The sequence below is a fragment of the Pseudomonas cistanchae genome (assembly GCF_054483635.1).
Genome location: NZ_JBTLWN010000003.1, coordinates 442601 through 460084, shown reverse-complemented (window position 1 = coordinate 460084; position 17484 = coordinate 442601). Strand labels below are relative to the sequence as shown.

At 62.2% G+C, this 17484-nt stretch carries 16 protein-coding genes; 8 read left to right on the top strand and 8 right to left on the bottom strand.

The genetic code is table 11. The features are described 5' to 3' along the window. The first annotated feature begins 533 nt into the window (after positions 1–533). A complete protein-coding gene (locus tag ACX0MV_RS12180; RefSeq protein WP_458982766.1) occupies positions 534–1931 on the top strand; it encodes a mannan-binding lectin in 1398 nt (465 codons plus the stop codon). Between the two features lie 97 nt (positions 1932–2028). Here the strand turns inward: ACX0MV_RS12180 and ACX0MV_RS12175 are convergent, their stop codons facing one another. Genes ACX0MV_RS12175 through ACX0MV_RS12165 form a run of 3 tightly spaced genes read right to left on the bottom strand, consistent with a single transcriptional unit; the run spans position 2029 to position 4338 of the window. Beyond that, entirely contained in the window at positions 2029–2583 is a 555-nt protein-coding gene (locus ACX0MV_RS12175) for a peptidylprolyl isomerase (protein ID WP_458982765.1), read from the bottom strand. Positions 2584–2596: 13 nt separating this feature from the next. Then, positions 2597–3397 carry an alpha/beta fold hydrolase gene (locus tag ACX0MV_RS12170; protein WP_458982764.1) on the bottom strand — a complete coding sequence of 267 codons (801 nt, stop codon included), beginning with the start codon at positions 3395–3397 and terminating at the stop codon, positions 2597–2599. 14 nt (positions 3398–3411) lie between these two features. Continuing rightward, positions 3412–4338, bottom strand: coding sequence for a PA3225 family LysR-type transcriptional regulator (locus ACX0MV_RS12165; RefSeq protein ID WP_458982763.1), 927 nt, complete (start codon positions 4336–4338; stop codon positions 3412–3414). Between the two features lie 92 nt (positions 4339–4430). On the opposite strand from ACX0MV_RS12165, the gene ACX0MV_RS12160 reads away from it, so the two are divergent. The 4 genes from ACX0MV_RS12160 (at position 4431) to ACX0MV_RS12145 (ending at position 8323) form a co-directional block, all read left to right on the top strand. Then, positions 4431–4745 (top strand): 3-phosphoglycerate kinase, encoded by a 315-nt coding sequence (locus tag ACX0MV_RS12160; RefSeq protein WP_458982762.1) that lies wholly within the window; start codon positions 4431–4433, stop codon positions 4743–4745. A gap of 151 nt (positions 4746–4896) precedes the next feature. Further along, a complete protein-coding gene (locus tag ACX0MV_RS12155) occupies positions 4897–5496 on the top strand; it encodes an FMN-dependent NADH-azoreductase (RefSeq protein WP_458982761.1) in 600 nt (199 codons plus the stop codon). Between the two features lie 416 nt (positions 5497–5912). Continuing rightward, complete coding sequence (gene rarD, locus ACX0MV_RS12150; RefSeq protein ID WP_458982760.1) at positions 5913–6803, top strand: EamA family transporter RarD; 891 nt, start codon at positions 5913–5915, stop codon at positions 6801–6803. 170 nt (positions 6804–6973) lie between these two features. Further along, a complete protein-coding gene (locus ACX0MV_RS12145; protein ID WP_458982759.1) occupies positions 6974–8323 on the top strand; it encodes a DEAD/DEAH box helicase in 1350 nt (449 codons plus the stop codon). A 258-nt stretch (positions 8324–8581) separates the two neighbouring features. Here ACX0MV_RS12145 and ACX0MV_RS12140 read toward each other — a convergent pair whose 3' ends face one another. The 3 genes from ACX0MV_RS12140 to ACX0MV_RS12130 form a co-directional block, all read right to left on the bottom strand. Further along, positions 8582–9562 carry a zinc-dependent alcohol dehydrogenase family protein gene (locus ACX0MV_RS12140; RefSeq protein ID WP_458982758.1) on the bottom strand — a complete coding sequence of 327 codons (981 nt, stop codon included), beginning with the start codon at positions 9560–9562 and terminating at the stop codon, positions 8582–8584. 110 nt (positions 9563–9672) lie between these two features. Then, entirely contained in the window at positions 9673–9978 is a 306-nt protein-coding gene (locus ACX0MV_RS12135) for a hypothetical protein (protein ID WP_458982757.1), read from the bottom strand. A 101-nt stretch (positions 9979–10079) separates the two neighbouring features. Beyond that, positions 10080–11846, bottom strand: a complete 1767-nt coding sequence (locus tag ACX0MV_RS12130) for a S8/S53 family peptidase (RefSeq protein WP_458982756.1) — start codon at positions 11844–11846, stop codon at positions 10080–10082. 190 nt (positions 11847–12036) lie between these two features. Between ACX0MV_RS12130 and ACX0MV_RS12125 the strand changes: the two genes are divergently transcribed. From ACX0MV_RS12125 to ACX0MV_RS12115, 3 genes are all read left to right on the top strand, one after another. Continuing rightward, positions 12037–12429 (top strand): transcriptional regulator, encoded by a 393-nt coding sequence (locus tag ACX0MV_RS12125; protein WP_458982755.1) that lies wholly within the window; start codon positions 12037–12039, stop codon positions 12427–12429. Between the two features lie 182 nt (positions 12430–12611). Continuing rightward, a complete protein-coding gene (locus ACX0MV_RS12120) occupies positions 12612–13334 on the top strand; it encodes a substrate-binding periplasmic protein (protein ID WP_458982754.1) in 723 nt (240 codons plus the stop codon). A gap of 169 nt (positions 13335–13503) precedes the next feature. Beyond that, complete coding sequence (locus tag ACX0MV_RS12115) at positions 13504–14595, top strand: PQQ-dependent sugar dehydrogenase (protein ID WP_458982814.1); 1092 nt, start codon at positions 13504–13506, stop codon at positions 14593–14595. A 9-nt stretch (positions 14596–14604) separates the two neighbouring features. On the opposite strand, the gene ACX0MV_RS12110 is transcribed toward ACX0MV_RS12115, so the two are convergent. Both ACX0MV_RS12110 and ACX0MV_RS12105 read right to left on the bottom strand, forming a co-directional pair. After that, entirely contained in the window at positions 14605–16821 is a 2217-nt protein-coding gene (locus tag ACX0MV_RS12110) for an LTA synthase family protein (protein ID WP_458982753.1), read from the bottom strand. A gap of 206 nt (positions 16822–17027) precedes the next feature. Then, on the bottom strand, positions 17028–17216 hold the full coding sequence (locus ACX0MV_RS12105; protein WP_458982752.1) for a hypothetical protein: 189 nt from the start codon (positions 17214–17216) through the stop codon (positions 17028–17030). Positions 17217–17484: the final 268 nt, after the last annotated feature.

Sequence of the window (17484 nt, the reverse complement as noted above, 5' to 3'; positions counted from 1 at the left end):
GCGCACGGCCGTTGGTCAGCTGGCAATCCCGCTGTCCGCCACAGCCCAGGTTGGAAACCGGCGGTTCGCCTGGCATGTAGCGCCGCGGGGCGCGGCACCCGGCTGGTGCGCGTTGGGCCGATCGCCGCTGTCGCCTTGCCAAGCGTGCAGCGCTCTTCTAGCGTCAATTCGTGCAGGAAGCATCCGCAGACAGGAGTCATTTGGCTGTAGTCCGACGCGCTTCCGAACCGCTGCATCGATTGCCAACGCCGCACCCTTTGGGGGCTGCTGCGGTGAAGCAATCGTGAGCATGGGAGGCGACGATGAAGGGACGCAACACCCCTACCTTGATCCGGTGCGAGCTATCGCCCTCGGCCCCCTTTGCTGCGCTCACCCAGCACGCACCCTTGCCGCATGCAGCGCCGTCGACTGCCAGGCATACAGGCTGCTGCGGCGCAGCCACACAGCAGGAGATACCACCGACAGCCAATCCGCTAGCCAAAGTTCTGACGTTATTCACCGGACGATTCGCGCGTTTGCTCATGGAGAACAAAATGACCTACCCACTCAAACCCCGCCTGATCAAGGCAACATTCCTGGCCCTTTGCCTGGCCGCGCCCCTGCTTACCGTACCACCCGTGTCTGCCGCCCCCGCGTGCCCGGCCAGCGAAAGCTGGATCAGCAATCCCAACCCTCCGGGGGAGGTGCCCAACGGAGCGAACGCGCAGTTCTGCGACTTCTACCAGTTCAGCTGGCAGTGGTTCCTCGACCTGGTCAGCCCCTCCCAGGCGGACCCTAGCGTGCGGAATTTCGAGGTTGCCACCGACTACCCGTTGTTGCAGGCCACGGGAGTGGACTCCTGCTCCAGCGATGCGCCGCTGCAGGCGATGTTCGTGCGCACCGAAAAGCCGCTGGACGCCAATACGCCATTCGTTCTGCCGGAGCGCACCGGTCAGGCGGGCGGGGGTGACACCATCTACGACCAGAACGGCAACGTGGTGTTTTACGACATACGCTTCAGCCGCAACCTGTGCAATGTGGGGCAGATCCAGGCGGCGCCGAACTTTCCAGCGGGCACCACCGAGCTGAAGTCGGCGTGGCGGATCATCAGCGAGGCGGAGAAACCTAGCTATTTCTGGATGGAGGCCAATATCGATGGAGTGGCGGGTAACGAGCTGCTGGGCATGATCGGTTTTCACATGGTCATCGCCACGGCATTGCATCCGGAGTTCATCTGGGCGACCTTCGAGCACCGCAGCAATGTGCCCGAATGCACCAATCCCGCGCCGGCACCTGCGGCGGGCTGGTCGTTCACCAGCGCCACCTGCGCGGCGCAGTTGGCCAACCCGCCGGTCGAATGCGCGTTCAACACGGCGGCGCCAAGCTCGAGCCTGACCGGCACGCCAACGGAGATCTGCCGGCTCAACCACGATGGCAGCAACCCGACGGACCATGAAGGCGCGGACAACATCGCCATCATTGATGGCCTGAATAGCCAGATTCAGGGTTTCCTGGCCGCCCTGCCGAGCGATAACCCGATGTCGGTCTGGCAGAACTACATGAACGTCGGCGCGCTGTGGGAGAACGACATCACCCAGCCGTCGTCGACCATCACCAATCAGCGTGGCTCCATGCGCCTGGCCAATTCGGTGATGGAAACCACCTTCCAGAATGTCGACCTCAATTCCTCGTTCGTTTCCAACTGCTTTGGTTGCCATAACTACCAGACCACCGAAAGCAATACCCTGCCTTCCGCCAGCCTCAGCCACATCTTCGACGATGTCATGCAGGGGCAGTGCAAAGCGGTGGATGTGCAGGCCGGACCGATCTGGAACAACAGCGATGCGCAGCAGAAATGCGCGCAAACCTGCAAAAGCAAAGGCGGCTGGAATGGCAATTGGACGACGACGGTGGTCGGGGAAATGTCTGTCTGCGGCTGCTGTGGCGGCTAAGTCCAGCGCGCCGCGGTAACCGCTGGTGGCTGCCGTAGCGCTAGCGAGAAAGGAAGAGCAGTCAGTGGCCCGAACGGGCCACTGTTTTTTTACAGCCTTACAGGCGCTTGGCCTCGACGATCAGGACCGGCTCGCGCGGCACGTTCTGGTGGCCGCCGCTGTTGGCGGTCGGCACCTGGGCGATTTTGTCGACCACGTCCATGCCGCTCACCACTTTGCCGAAGACCGCATAGCCGAAATCGCGGGAACCGTGGTCGAGAAAGGCGTTGTCCTTGTGATTGATGAAGAACTGGCTGGTCGCCGAATCACGCGCCTGGGTGCGGGCCATGGCGAGGGTGCCGCGAACGTTGTGCAGGCCGTTGTCGGCCTCGTTCTTGATCGAAGGCTGAGTCTCCTTCTGCTGCATCTGGGCGTCAAAGCCGCCGCCCTGCACCATGAAACCGGGGATAACCCGGTGGAACTGGGTGCCGTTGTAATAGCCGCTGTCCACGTAGGCGAGGAAGTTGGCCACGCTGATCGGCGCCTTCTCGGCTTCCAGCTCGATTTCTATTTCGCCGAGGCTGGTGGTCAGTAGCACTTTCGGGTTCTCCGCGGCCAACAGGCTGCTGGCCAGCAGCATGGAGCAGGCGGCGAGGGCGAGTTTTTTCAACATTCTCATGGGTTCCTTATTGGAGGTTGGGTGCTGCGTGTTCGGCGAGAAAGGCCAGCAGGCTGCTGTTGAAGCGCTCCGGCTGGTCCAGCGGTGTAGCGTGTCGTGAATCCTCGATTACCAGCAAGCGGGCATTGGGCAGTTCCCTGACGTACGCCTCTTTCTGCGTGACCGGGGTGTAATCGCGGTCCGCGCTGACAACCAGCGTAGGACAGGTGATGCGTGTCAGGCGTTCCCGCACGCCCCAGCCAATGATGGCGTCGAGGCTGGCCAGGTAGGCGCGCTTGTCATTCTGCGGCCAGCGCTCTTCGATCTTGCGCCGCAGCTCCGCTTGCTCGGGCTTCGGGAACAGCAGCTTGCCCAGCGCCTTGGCAATGGTGTCTAGGCTGAGCAGCCGTGACAGGGTCCAGCGCTTGGCGATTTCCAGATAATCGCGCGGGCTTCTGGCTTTCACTTCCGGGCCGCTGTTGACGACGGTCAGCGTGCGCAGCAGCTGTGGATGGTCGACGCCAAGCTGAAAGCCGATCATGCCGCCCATGGATATCCCGACCAGGTGCACCGGACCCAGTTGCAGGTGCTCGATCAGGGCGGCCACGTCGTCGGCAAAGCCGGCAATGCTGTAGCGCTCTCGGGGTTTGTCGGAGCGGCCATGGCCGCGCACATCCAGGGCGATTACCCGGTAGTGCTTGGCGAGCTCCGCTACCTGGTATTCCCAGTCGCGGGTGCTCGACCCTAGGCCATGCACCAGCAGCAGCGGGGCACCTTGGCCCAGTTCTTCGTAGTACAGGCGGCAACCGTGTTTATCGAGATAGGGCATGCTTCAACGTCCTGTCATGCGGAAGGCAAGGGCGCAGCGAAGGCTGTGTCCAGCGGGGCGGCGTCGAAGCGCAGGATCAGCTCGACGAGTATCTGGGTGGCCGGGCCAAGCGGCTTGTCCTTGTTGGCATACAGGGAAAACCGCGGGTTGCGGCAACCCCCCTGGTTCAGCGGCAACGGCTTGAGCAGACCGTCGCGCAATTCGCGTTCGAGCAGGTGGCGCGGTAACCAGGCGAACCCAAGGCCGTTGCTGACGAAGGTGGCGGCGGTGGCGAGGCTGCCGACTGTCCAGCGATGTTCTGCGCCGAGCCAGCCGACGTCCCGCGGCTGCTGCCGCCCGGAATCGCGGATCACGACCTGCATCTGGGTTTCCAGATCATGGAAGGTCAGCTCCCGTTGCAGCTGGTGCAGCGGATGGGCAGGGTGGGCAACGGCGATGAATTCCACCGAGCTCATCTCCCGGCCGAGAAAGCCCTGGATGCTCACTCCGCTGATCGCCAGGTCCGCGGTGCCTTCGATCAATACTTCCTCGACCCCGGACAGCACTTCTTCGCGCAAGCGCACCCGGCAGCCGCGGCTTTGTGGCATGAACGCGGTAAGGGCCCTGACCAGACGCGCGTTGGGGTACGCGGCATCGACCACCAGGCGCACCTCGGCTTCCCAACCCTGTTCCATATGGTGGGCCAGGTCTTCCAGCTGGCTGGCCTGCTTGACCAGTTGCCGAGAGCGGCGCAGCAAAACGTCGCCGGCCTCGGTGAGCACCGCTTTGCGCCCGTCGATACGAAGCAGCGGAACGCCAAGCTGCTCCTGCATGCGCGCAACGGTGTAGCTGACCGATGACTGCGAGCGGTGCAGCACCTCCGCAGCCTGGGCGAAACCGCCCTGGTCGACCACCGCTTGCAGGGTTCGCCATTGGTCCAGGGTGACGCGGGGCGCCTTCATCGTTGTTCCTCTACTGGTTGACGTCGCTCAATCCGGGTGCACATTGGCGCGATCTGACCCTAAACTGGCGGCTCCTTGTTGGAGACCGCTGAATGAAAAGCTATTTGTTTGCGCTGCTCGCTGTGTTGCCCATCACCGCCCTGGCGTACCCGATCGAATTGGAGAAACAACTCAACGGCGCTGAAGTGTCAGCAACGACCCAGGAGATCGACCACAACATGGGCGCGGTACGGCTGTACAACTACGGCCAAAGTGCAGCGGAATGTACCGCGGTATTTCGCAACGGCCCGGAAGCGCCGCGCACCCGCAAGGTCACCCTGGGCGCCGGGCAGAGCAACAACATGACGGTCCGCTTCACCCGCAGCATCATCCGCCTGCGCGTGCAATTGACCTGTGAGTTGCAATAACGCCCTAGATTCGCTGCAACTGAGACAAGTTGACCGCTGTTATAAATCAATTTAATCGATTATTAGAAGCTATTTTTTGCGCTTTTTAATCGATTGGCTGCTGGATATCGTTGCTCCATCGACTTCAACCCCCTTCGATGGAGTAAGCCTCATGTCCAACGTTCTTGTCATTGAAAGCAGCGCCCGCCAGCAAGGTTCGATCTCGCGTCAGCTCACCCAGCAGTTCATTGCCAACTGGCAGGCTGCCAATCCGGCCGATCAGATCACCGTCCGCGACTTGGCGGTGGAGCAGGTGCCGCACCTGGACGCCAATCTGCTGGGCGGCTGGATGACCCCGGCGCAGGAGCAGAGCGAGGCCGAGCGTGCAGCGCTGGTGCGTTCCAACCTGTTGACCGACGAGCTGATCGCCGCTGATGTACTGGTGCTGGCAGCGCCGATGTACAACTTCGCGATTCCCAGCACCCTGAAGGCCTGGCTCGACCATGTGCTGCGTGCAGGCGTCACCTTCAAATACACCGAAACCGGCCCGCAGGGGCTGCTCAGCGGCAAGCGCGCCTTCGTCCTGACCGCGCGCGGCGGCATTTATGCCGGTGGCAGCATGGATCATCAGGAACCCTACCTGCGCCAGGCACTGGCCTTTATCGGCATTCACGATGTCAGTTTCATTCACGCCGAAGGCCTGAACCTCGGCGGCGAGTCGATGGAGCGTGGCCTGAGCGAAGCCAAGGCGCAGATCGCTGCCGTTTCCTGATCGAACGAGTCTCCTGGCGCCCGCCGCTCCTGGGCGCGATTGCCCGGCCACCTGCGCAAGCGGTGTGCCGGGCTTTTTTATTGGATATGCCCGATAGCGTGTTGCATGGCGCACCTGGATCAGCGTGACGTTGCGCGTAGCGACCGCAAAGGTAGGGTGCGCGGGCCCGCCTGGGGCGTGCGCACAAGGCACCGGTATTGGCGTTGGTATTGGTATTGGTGCGCATGGCGCACCCTACGGCCCTTACAGCCTGGGCGCCGACGCCCGAACACAACGGATTAGGGGGATCGGGGCTTTTGTTCGGCCGCGCTTTCAATCGGCCCATTCGCGTGAGGTCTTAACTGCGGTTACAGTCGCGCGATGGCGTGTCGCGCCAGGTAAGCCGCGACGGGCTTTCATCTGATCAGGAGGACGCGATGCAACTGTCCGGGCGCGGCGTGAGTTTGTCGATAGTCGCCTCGATTCTGTTTGCCCTGGTGCCCGGTTACGTGCAGCTGCTTGCGCCGCTGGACGGGGTGCAGGTGTTCGCCCAGCGCGTGCTGTGGTCCATTCCCGCGGTATTGCTGCTGGTTACCCTGGCGCGGCAGTGGCAGGTGCTGGGCGCGACCTGCGCCCGGTTGCGCCGCGAACCCTTGTTACTGACAGCGTTGCCGCTGGCGGCGTTGCTGATGGGCATCCAGTGGGCCTTGTTCGTCTGGGCGCCGCTGGCCGGGCGCATGCTCGAGGTGTCCCTGGGTTATTTCCTCCTGCCGCTGGCGATGGTCCTGGTCGGGCGGCTGTTCTATGGCGAACGCCTGCGCCCGCTGCAGCGACTGGCGGTGGCCTGCGCGCTGCTTGGCGTACTGCATGAACTGTGGCGAACCCAGGCGTTTTCCTGGGTAGTGCTGGTGACCGTCCTGGGTTATCCGCCGTATTTCATGCTGCGTCGTTGGATGCGCATGGATGCGTTATCTGGTTTCGTCCTGGAAATGCTGATGCTATTACCGGTCGCCATCGGGTTGATTATTGTCTGCGGGCCCCGCGGCGTTTTCGCCGCAGTACCGCAACTCTGGTGGTTGCTGCCGGGCCTGGGGCTGCTCAGCGCGCTAGCGTTCGCCGCGATGATGGCGTCGAGCCGGCTGCTGCCATTGGGCCTGTTCGGCATTCTCAGTTATGTCGAACCGGTGCTGCTGTTTCTGGTGGCGCTGGTTTTTCTCGGTGAATCCTTCGACGTCGCTCAGTGGCTGACGTACCTGCCGATCTGGCTGGCCGTGGTACTGGTGGGGTGGGACAGTGCGCGGCTGCTGATCAAGCAACAGCGAAACTGAGGGTTGGCCAAACCGGGGCGCTCTGGCAGGCGCTTAGGCGGAGTTGGTCAGCCATGGCGAACGTCGGCATACCGCGGTATGCCGTCAGGTTTATGCAAAGAAATTCGGCCGTAGCGCCGGAAAGCGTTAGGCTATGCGGCTGATTTTTTGTTTTTGTCGAGGTTGCTCCCGTGTTTTCCCAATTCGCCCTGCATGAACGCCTGCTTAAAGGCGTGGCTGCGCTGAACTTTACCGAGCCTACCCCGGTGCAGGTGGCGGCCATTCCACTGGCGCTGCAGGGGCAGGATTTGCGGGTAACCGCGCAGACCGGCAGCGGCAAGACTGCAGCCTTCGTGCTGCCGATGCTCAACCGCCTACTTGGCGATGGCGCCTCATCGCCACGCATGAGCGTTCGCGCAATGATCATGCTGCCGACCCGCGAGCTGGCCCAGCAGACTCTCAAGGAAGTCGAACGCTTCGCCCAATTCACCTTTCTCAAGGCCGGTCTGATCACCGGTGGCGAGGACTTCAAGGTGCAGGCCGCGATGCTGCGTCGGGTCGACATCCTGATCGGCACGCCAGGGCGTCTGATCGAACACGCCAACGCCGGCAATCTGCTGCTCGATGAGGTCGAGGTGCTGGTGCTCGACGAAGCGGACCGCATGCTCGACATGGGTTTTGCCGAAGACGTCCAGCGCCTCAGCGAACTGTGCAATGCCGAGCGCCAGACCTTGCTGTTTTCCGCCACCAGTGGCGGCGCCGGCTTGCGCGAGATGGTCGAAAAGGTCCTGAAAGAGCCGCAGCACCTGCAGCTCAACCGCGTCAGCCAGCTGAACGAGGGCACCCGTCAGCAGATCATCACCGCCGACCATAACCACCATAAGGAGCGTCTGGTCGAGTGGTTGCTGAAAAACGAGACCTACGACAAGGCAATCATCTTCACCAATACCCGGGTTCAGGCTGATCGCCTGTATGGCAAGTTGGTCGCCCATGACTTTAAAACCTTCGTGCTGCACGGCGAAAAGGACCAGAAGGACCGCAAGCTGGCCATCGACCGCCTCAAGCAGGGCGCGGTGAAGATTCTGGTAGCCACCGATGTCGCCGCCCGTGGCCTGGATGTTGACGGTCTGGACTTGGTGATCAACTTCGACATGCCGCGCTCCGGCGACGAATACGTGCACCGCATCGGCCGCACCGGCCGTGCCGGCGCAGAAGGTCTGGCGATCTCGCTGATCTGTCACAACGACTGGGCGCTGATGTCGAGCATCGAGCGCTACCTCAAGCAGCGCTTCGAACGCCGCAATATCAAGGACCTCAAAGGCATCTATCAAGGGCCGAAGAACCTCAAGGCGTCCGGCAAGGCAGTGGGCCCGAAGAAGAAAAAGGTCGACCCCAAAACCGGCAAGAAGATTGCGAAGAAGCCGGCCGCCAAGGCGCCGAGCAAGCGCAACACGATCAACAAACCAAAAGTCGATGCGCCCGTGCTGGTCAGCCAGGATGGCCTGGCGCCGTTGAAACGCCGCAAGCCCAGCGCGGAATAATCCGTATTTGCAGGGCGTGTTCGTAGCAGGGTAGGTCGGGTTAGCGGCGCCTATCGCATTTTGCGCAGCGTCATCGCCACCGGCCGCCGCGTAACCCGACAAGATCGCTATGGTCGCAGCGGTGCACGCAGCGTTTGTCCCGGATTGCGTCCACGAGCTCTGTAGGGTGGATGACGCTTTTTTCATCCACCATCGCAGTTGGTGGATGGGTGAAGCGTCATCCATCCTACGAGGCTGCCCGCCGTCGTCAGCGTGCGATTACTTCGGAACGATCAGGATCTTGCCGTCGCGCTCGCCACTGGCGGCGGCTGCCACGGCCTGCTTGATCTCGCTGACGTCATAGGTCGCGGCGACGCGGGTATGCAGTTTGCCGCTGGCGATCAGTTGGGTCAGCTCGCCGAATACCTTCATCTGCTCGGCCTGGCTGGCATTCTGGAACCACTTGGCCAACCAGAAGCCGCGCAGGCTGACGTCGCGAAAGACGAAAGAGGCGGGCGATACCTGACAGGGTTGCCGGCTCATCATCCCGTAATTGACCAGTACGCCACCCTCGCTCAGGCTGGCGGCAAGGTGGTCGGTTGATTCGCCGCCAACTGCGTCGATGCCCAGGCGAATTGCCGCGCCGCCAGTCGCTGCACGCACGCGCTTGGCCAGGTCAGCGCCGTCGACCAGCACCACGTCGCCGCCTTCGGCTTCCACTCCGGCGACCGCCGATTCGCGGCGCACCACGTTGACCGTCTTGAAACCGCGCAGCTTGGCCAGCTGGATGAGGTAGCTACCGACACCCGAGTTGGCGGCGTTCTGGATCACCCAGTCGCCCGGCTTCAGGTCGACGAATTCGCTGAGCATCAACGACGCCGTCGGTGGGTTCACGGTCATCATCGCCAACTGCTGCGGGTCGGCCTCAGGCAGGGGAATCAGCTTGTTGGCTGGAGCGTTCAGGTGGCTGACCCAGGTACCGCAGCCGACCGGCAGCAATACCATTTGGCCGACCTTGAGGTGGCTGACGTCGGGGCCCAGTTCTTCCACTCGGCCGACCCCTTCGTTGCCGCCGATGGCTGGCAGCGGCGGCAACATGCCGTATTCGCCCGTTAGGGTAAGCACGTCTGAAGGGTTGATGGGCGCCGCCAGCACCTTTACCCGCGCCTGGCCGGCGGTCAGGGCAGGTAGCTGCAACGCAACTGCGGCAATCGCTTCGTGGGGAACGGGGCCGCGGGTCTGATATTCGGCTTTAAGCATGGGAGGTCTCCAGTTAGGGCTGAGCAAAGTGGCTGAAGTCTAGACCGGAGTGGCCAAGGCGCGACGAATCCTCTGTTATCGATCTGGGTGATTGCGGCAGGTGGATGGCGCTAGTTGTTGCCGGCGTCAACCTCGTCGCCAGCTTTTTCCAGCTCCTTGAGGCGCTGGTCATAACCTTCGCAGCCGTTTTCCAGTTCGTCTGAAGAGGTTTCCGGCGAAGTTTCCTTCAGCTCTGCGCGCAGCTGGGCGGCGCGGGCAGGGTCTTTCTGGGTGATCTCTTCGATCTTGGCCGCGAGTTGCTCGGCCTTGGCGGTCGCCTCCTCAGAACTGCAGGAGGCGTAGGCCGTGCTCTGGGCGAACAGAGCAAAGGCGGCGCACATGCCCAGGGCGGTTTTGCTTGGCAGGGTGGTTCTCATGGCAATGTCCTCACAGCAACAGGCTGACGTGCCCGGTTGAGTACGCCCGGCCGAGGAAAGTTCAGGCTGCGCGCCACGCCTTACCCGATCGGCGAGCGAACCTAGCGCACGCGATCGCGGCTTTTTACCGCAAGGTCGAGGGCCTTCTGCATGTCGAGTCGCGCGGAGCGGCCGATGTCCGGGTTGTTCAGCTCGTAGTTGCGCTCGGAGGGCAGAATTGGCGCGGTCAGGTCCTCTGCATCGGTCGGCTCGAAGTCGAATTCCTCGCCCAGGGTCATGGCGCTACGGCGCAGCAGCATGCGCAGCTGGGCGGGGTGCAGATCGGGGTTGATCGACAACAGCCCGGCGACCAGGCCGGCCACCAGCGGCGTGGCGTAGGAGGTTCCGCAATGGATCTCGCCCTGCTTGTTCTCGCCCGTGGTGGAGGCGTGCACGCACGCGGCGGCGCTGATATCGACCCGGGTATCGCTGTTCGACGAGCTGCGCTTGATCGCGTATCCGGGGTCCTCTACCGGCACATCGCGCTCACTGCGCTGGTGCCCGCCGACGACCAGCAATTGATCGGTGATAAACGACGAGGGCAGCCGATATTCGTCGGCGCCGGAAAACGACGCGCCATTGCCGGCCGAGTTGACCACCACCACCTGCGGATGCTCGCTGCGCAGCCACAGGAAGAACTCTTCGAGCAATTCTTCGTAGCCGCTCATGGCAAGACCCGAGCGAACCAGCGAGTCGACTTCGTCCCCGCGGATATTCTTCGCACCGATCCGGTGAATGCCCCAGCTCCAGTTGAGCACCCGTACACCGTCTTCCACCAGGTTGACCGAGGCCGCGATGTTGGCGGTGATGCCCGCATCGGAGTTGCGTTCCACGATTACCTCAAAACCCGGGCCGGCGCCGTCCAGGCCGCGCAGGAAACCCGTGTTGCCGCCCTTGTCCCAGCGCGCCGCGAGGATGCCGGCCACGGTAGAGCCGTGCCCGTCCGGCCGCGCCGCATCCCGTGCATACAGGCGAGTGTGCGGTTGGTCATCGGCGCGATGGGCTGCGCCCAGGTAGTCGTTGAAATCGGCTGCATCGAAATCCACGTCGCGTTCGATCAGACCGATGCGCACCGGCGTGGTCGGCACGGGCGCGTCCTTAGCAGGAATGCGCCGCTGGTAGTAATTGACCGCATCGAGAAAGCGGTTCGCTGCCCATTCGTTTTGGTTCGGCATGGTTGTTGACGGCCTGTACTGGGCTTCGGCTTCGCCTTCCTCGGCAGCGGACTCCTCGATCACCACGGCGTCCACACTGACCTCGCTGCCGAGGCGCAGCACCATGGCGTCACGCTCGGTGAGGTTGTCCACGGGTAGGCGCAGCTGGTAGGTGTTCAGCGGCGCGATGGCCCCCACCACTTCGGCGCCGTATTTTTTTGCGAGCTGTCGGGACACCGCGAGGCCATCGGCGTCCTCTTCGATGATCAGGCTGATCAGGTCGACATAGGTGGTCAGCCCATCCATGTTCTTCGCCACTTCGCCGGGTTTGGCCGCCAGCACATGGCTGCCCTTGAGCGACAGCCAGACCGGATTGCTGGCCTGACCCTGCTGCTCCAGCCAGATCGGCCCGCTTTGTTGGGTATCCCTGGCGATCCTGATCTGCAATGCCTTGCCGTTGCGCTCGATTGCCGCGTTCGGCAATGGCGTGCCGTTGAGCAGCACGGTGAACGCGCCGCGGTTCAGGCCCTGGCTGTCGAGGCAGAATAGTAGCTGGCGCTCATCGAACAGATCGCCACAGCGCTGCAGGTGCACCAGGCGAAGCGGTGCGTCCGCCTGAACGGCTGCGGTGGTGAGCAAGAGCGCAACGGCGAGCAGGGGCTGGAACAGGCGCATGGGGCGGAAACCTCGAAGCGGAACGGTTGGCGTACGTCTGACTGCTGGCGCCGGGGCATGGTTCAGGGCGCGCTGCGGCGCCAGGTCGAACCTAAACAGGCCTGGGCGGGTCCGAAATGATGAGGGCGACCGCAACGAGGCCCTCGCGCCTGCCACTGGGTGGAGCGCTACGCGAATGGGAGAGGATGCTATGTCTTATAACTGGGATCTTATCGAGCGCCTGCTGCATGAAGTGCAAAATTCCGCCGGAAAAAATTTCGCGCCACGGGCCTATGCCGAAGAGCTGGCGCAGGAGCTTGAGCGCGCAGGCGAGCACACCAGCAATCTGGATGCGCTGAAGGCGCAGGCGGCGGATTACGAGTCGCAGTTGCTCGAAGCGGGCTTTATCGAGCCACGGCCGGAAGATGAGGGCGGCAACGGCGAGAACTTCGTGCTGACGCCACGGGGCCTGCAACTGCTGAGCATGATCGACAGCAGCATTCCGGGAGGCGAGCATTCCCGCGAGTTGCTCGACGATCAGGGTACGGCGGCGCTGGTGCCGGAGGTCTTTGACGATACGGCGGCCAAAGCCAATCTCGTTTAGTGCCATATCCCCGCTTGCCGAACTACGGGTAGCCAGCCAGGTCGAGTTTCAGCCGTAGCAGCGAAGTAGGGCTGAGCTCGGCGAAGGCTTAGCTGTGCCGACCCCAGTGGGGCGGCGTGGCCTGCGCGCATACCGAACCCATGTCCAGCTATGCTGCATCTATCCAGGTTTAAGGTGTGGGCATGAGGTGGCTATTAGGTTTCACGTTGTTGTTCGCGAGCCAGTTACTGATGGCGGAGCACCTGCGCCTTGGGTTTGGTACCCACAAGCCGCCTTACATATTCGAGAACGAGCCCCGTGGGCTTGAGTACGAGATCATCAATGCTGCCGCCACTTTGGCAGGGCTGCAGGTCGAGGTGTTTTACGCACCCATGGAGCGTCTGCATCTGTTGTTGCAGCGCGACCAGGTCGATGCCATCGCCACCACCAGTGAGCGCAGCGGCGTCAGCGCGTTCTATTCCGACCCCTACATTCATTACCAGAATGTCGCCGTGTCGCTGCGTGCGCGCCAGTACCCGATCAAGCAGATCGCCGATTTGAAAGATTATTCCGTCAGTGCCTTTCAGCGAGCGCGTCATCTGCTGGGCGACGAGTTTCGCCAGATGGCAGAAGCCAACCCGCGCTACCGCGAAGAGGCCAACCAAATTGCCCGTAATCGCCTGCTGTACAGCGGTAGGGTGGACGTGGTGATCGCCGACGTGCGCATCCTTCAATACTTCAACCGTGAAGTGTACGACCAGGTCGATGTCAGCCAGCCATTGAGCTGGTTTCGCTTGTTCGAGCCGACGCCGTATCAGGTCGGGTTTCGCTTGCAGCAGCAGCGTGACCAGTTCAACCAGGGCCTGGCCACGCTACGTGCAAGCGGGCAGTACGCAGCCATCGAACGCAAGTACGCGATGTATTGATCGACCTGAAACCTGATGAAACCGTCTGGCTGCTGAAAGCCGGTCAAGCCTGTTGCACACTCCGGCGGGTCCGCAATCATCCATCCAGGAGTGCCCCATGTCCCCGCAAACGCCGTTTCGGCTACGTCCGTTGTCTCTTTTGGCCTTGACCGCTGTGCTCACGGCGCCCATGGCGCATGCCGACGTTCAGCTGCTGCCGAGTGAGCTGGGCGAGGTGCAGGTCGAAACCCTGGTGGCTGATCTGAGCAACCCGTGGAGCCTGGCGTTCCTACCGGACGGGCAGGGCATGCTGGTCACCGAGCGCTCAGGCAACCTGCGCCGGGTGACTGCCGGTGGCGAGCTGTCGGCGCCAATCAGCGGGGTGCCTGAGGTATTCGCCACCGGCCAGGGCGGGTTGCTGGATGTCGTGCTGTCGCCGAACTTCAGCAAGGACCGGCTGGTTTACCTCTCCTACGCCGAAGAAGGCGAAGACCAGCGCGCGGGCACTGCGGTCGGCCGCGGCGAGTTGTCGGCGGACCACCGCGATCTGACGAATTTTCAGGTGATTTTCCGGCAACAACCGAAGCTCTCGACCGGCACCCATTTCGGCTCCCGCCTGGTGTTTGACCGCGACGGTTATCTGTTCGTCGCGCTGGGCGAGAACAATCAGCGACCGACCTCTCAGGACCTCGCCAAGCTGCAGGGCAAGATCGTGCGACTGCACGCCGATGGCCGGGTACCGAGCGACAACCCCTTTGTTGGTCAGCAGGGCGTGCGGCCGGAAATCTGGTCCTATGGCCATCGCAACCAGCAGGGCGCGGCGCTCAATCCCCGGACCGGGGCGCTCTGGACCCACGAGCACGGCCCGCGTGGCGGCGACGAGATCAATATTCCCCTGGCTGGCAAGAACTATGGCTGGCCACTTGCAACCCACGGCATCAACTATTCAATGCTGGCTATTCCCGAAGCACAGGGTGAGGTGGTCGAGGGTACCGAAGCGCCGCATCATGTCTGGGAGAAGTCGCCGGCGATCAGCGGGATGGCGTTCTACGACGCGACGCGCATTCCGCAGTGGCAGGGCAATCTGTTCGTTGGTGCGCTGGCAGGGCAGGCGCTGATTCGCCTGGAATTGGACGGCGACCGGGTGAAACGCGAAGAGCGTCTGCTGGAGGACCTCGATGCGCGCATTCGTGACGTGCGCCAGGGCCCGGATGGCTACCTCTATGTGCTGACCGACTCGGCGAAAGGGCAGCTGTTGCGCCTGAGCCTGCAGGCCGACTGACATTCGGGTCTACTGGGCCTGGAGACCGACTTCGTCCTTGTCGCGCTTGGCCGCGATCAGCTGATCTTCACGGTGTTCGCTGATCACGCTGAAGTCGGTGATCTCGATGCTGCCTTGGCCTTGCCCCAGCAGGTGAAAAGAGAAGGCTTTGCGGGTGTCGAGGTTGTCGAAGACGAAGCTCACCTCGACGGGCCGGTCGGCGGTCAGCAGCGGCAGATCGGGGATCTGGACAACCACGTCGCGGTCGTACTCCTTGGTCTTCAACTGCAGTCTGGCGCCGTGCTTGTCCATGCGCACGGCACGTATCTTGAGGGTCACGGTGGTTTGCGTGCCCTTTGGCAGTTCCAAGTACTGGGCACCCACCAGATTGTCGGCCCAGTCATCGCCAGCGGTTGAGTTGAGCTGAATCGGCGTGCGGTTGGCGAACTGATAGCGCAGGCTGACTTCGCCGGTCTGCAGCGATTGGTCGAGCAAAGCGGCCCGCTGGCTAATCAAACGCGCGGGGCGGCCGCTTTCACGGCCCAGGTAACGCGCGCTATCGGCGATGAAGCCGGCGCTGGCATAACGTCGGCAGACCTTGCGGAAGTCGCATTCGATGAAGGTGCCCTGGCCGTCGTGCTGGCGCAGCAGGCCATTGGTGTAGGACATGATCGGTCGACCGCTGCTGTAGTCGCGCAGCAGCGAGCGCCCGGCGATATCCGCCGGCATGGGCAGGTCGAAGTAATCGAGCACCGAGGCGGCCAGGTCGACATGCCCGTAAGTGCCAGTCTTCAACGAGGGCAGCTGCTTCTGCTCGGGCGCGAGTATCAGATTGAAGCCCCAGGCCGAGGCCAGGCGAACCTTTTCGATGCCGTGGGACTCGTCTGACGTGACCATGACCAGTGTGTCCTTGAGCACACCTTGCCGTTCCAGCCCCTGCAGGAAATCAGCCACCGCATCGTCGAGGTAGGCAATTGCCGCCTGCTTGGCCGTCGGGAAGCGCTCAAGGTAATCCGGCGGCGCGGAGTAAGGTTGATGGGTGCCGACGGTTAGCAGCGTCAACATCCAGGGTTGCTTGCCCTTGCGCAGTTGCTTGACATAACCGAGCGCGCCTTCGAAATACGCCTTGTCGTCCATGCCCCAGGGGAATTCCAGGTACGGCTTGTTCTTGAACCAGCTGCGGCCCAGGGTCTTGTCGAAGCCCATGCGCGGCATGATCTGGTCTTTGGCCATGAAGCGCAGCCCAGCGCCTTGCAGGTAGTGGGTGCTGAAGCCGTTCTCGCGCAGTTGCGCCGGTAGGCATTGCTCACTGCGTGTCGGGTTGTTCAGCAGCTCGACGCCTTTGGGCGTGCCGGAGTCCAGTTTGCTGTAGTCGCCACAGAGCATCGCGTAGAGGCCGCGGATGGTCTGGTGGCTGTGCAGTACGTAATCGGGGGTCAGCATGCCACGCTCGGCCCATTCGCTCAGGCGCGGCATGGGGTTTTGCTGGTAGCTGCTGCCGATGGCCTTGCGACTGGCATCCAGATAAGCGCCTGGAATGCCTTCGAGGGTGATAATCAGAACGTTACGGGCGGCTCCCGCCTGCTTGAGCAAAGGCGTGCCGTTGAGGTCAAGCTGGGTCAGGTCGCTGATATCCGCCGGGCTTGAAGGCAGATCACTAGAAACCCAGTCCTCCACGCGCAGTTGCGCGCTGCTGAGGCTTTCAGCCAACAGTTTGTGAGTCAGGTTGAACTGCAGCCACTGGTCGGCCTCGCTGGGGTTGCGGTACTGCAAAGCCGCATGGCCGATCAGCAGGGCGATTCCGGGCACCAGCCAAATCGGGGAGAAGCGCTGGCGAGCTCCGCCGGATTGGCGCCACCGCACCACCAGATAAACGACGATAGCAAGGCCCAGAGCCAGTGCCAGCAAGGGTTGGCTGAGCCCGCTGCCCTGCGTGGAGTGGCTGACGAATTGCGCGTCGGTCAGGTAGTGAAGGTCTGCCAGCTCGGGCATGCGCCCGACCGCGCTGACGAGTTCTGCAGTGCCCAGAATGAATACGCACCACGCCAGGATGACCGGAACGCTCAGCAGCCAGCTGCGTTGATGCAACAGTGCGACCAGCAGGCAGCCAATGGCTAGGTCTGACAGCAGGCCATAGGGGTGTGTCCAATCCAGCGCAACGCGGCTGATCAGAGGAATGAGGATGAACAAGGTACCCAGCGCCAGCAAGGCGCCTGGATATTGCAGCCGATGGCTGAAAGGTCGCACAACAACTCCTGAACAAACCGCTCGCAACGCGCGAAAGGCGCCACTTAGGACGGCTTGTCATGATTCTGAAACAAGGTTGTGCTACGCGCCAGTGGCGGTTTGCTAAATAAATGAAAATGTTTTCGATGCGGAGGGGATGAGGCGGGGAGGATGTGCAGCCCAGCGCTTTGTGGTAGCCAGCAAAGCGCTGCGGGGCTTGGCGGGCTTTATTTCTTGCCGATGGTGATCTGCTTGGAGGTGCCGTAGACCTGACCGCTTACGCCCTTGGCGATTTGCTGGATCTCGCCGCCGGACTTCAGAAATGCGGCAATCTGCGCATCGATAGAAGCGCTGGTTTCAACGGCTGGAGCGGGTTTTGGTTTGCTGTTGGATGCTTTTACGCGCATGGCGGCCATTAACCTTTTTAAAATTAATTTGGCAGGCGATTGTACGCGAACGACTTGACAATTGCTCGATTAATAACGGCCGAAGCGCTTATTAACCCGCTATAAATCGTTTATTTAATTACGCGAAGTGGCTGAATATATTCTCAAGTTGCTGATTTATATCGACTCGTAAAGTAGATGCATTTCTTTTCCAATAATTGATTAGGTTTTGCCCTGCGCATGCGAGCGCGCGAAACGAGGGCGCAACTCGGGTAGAATGCGCGGCTCGCAAAGAGGG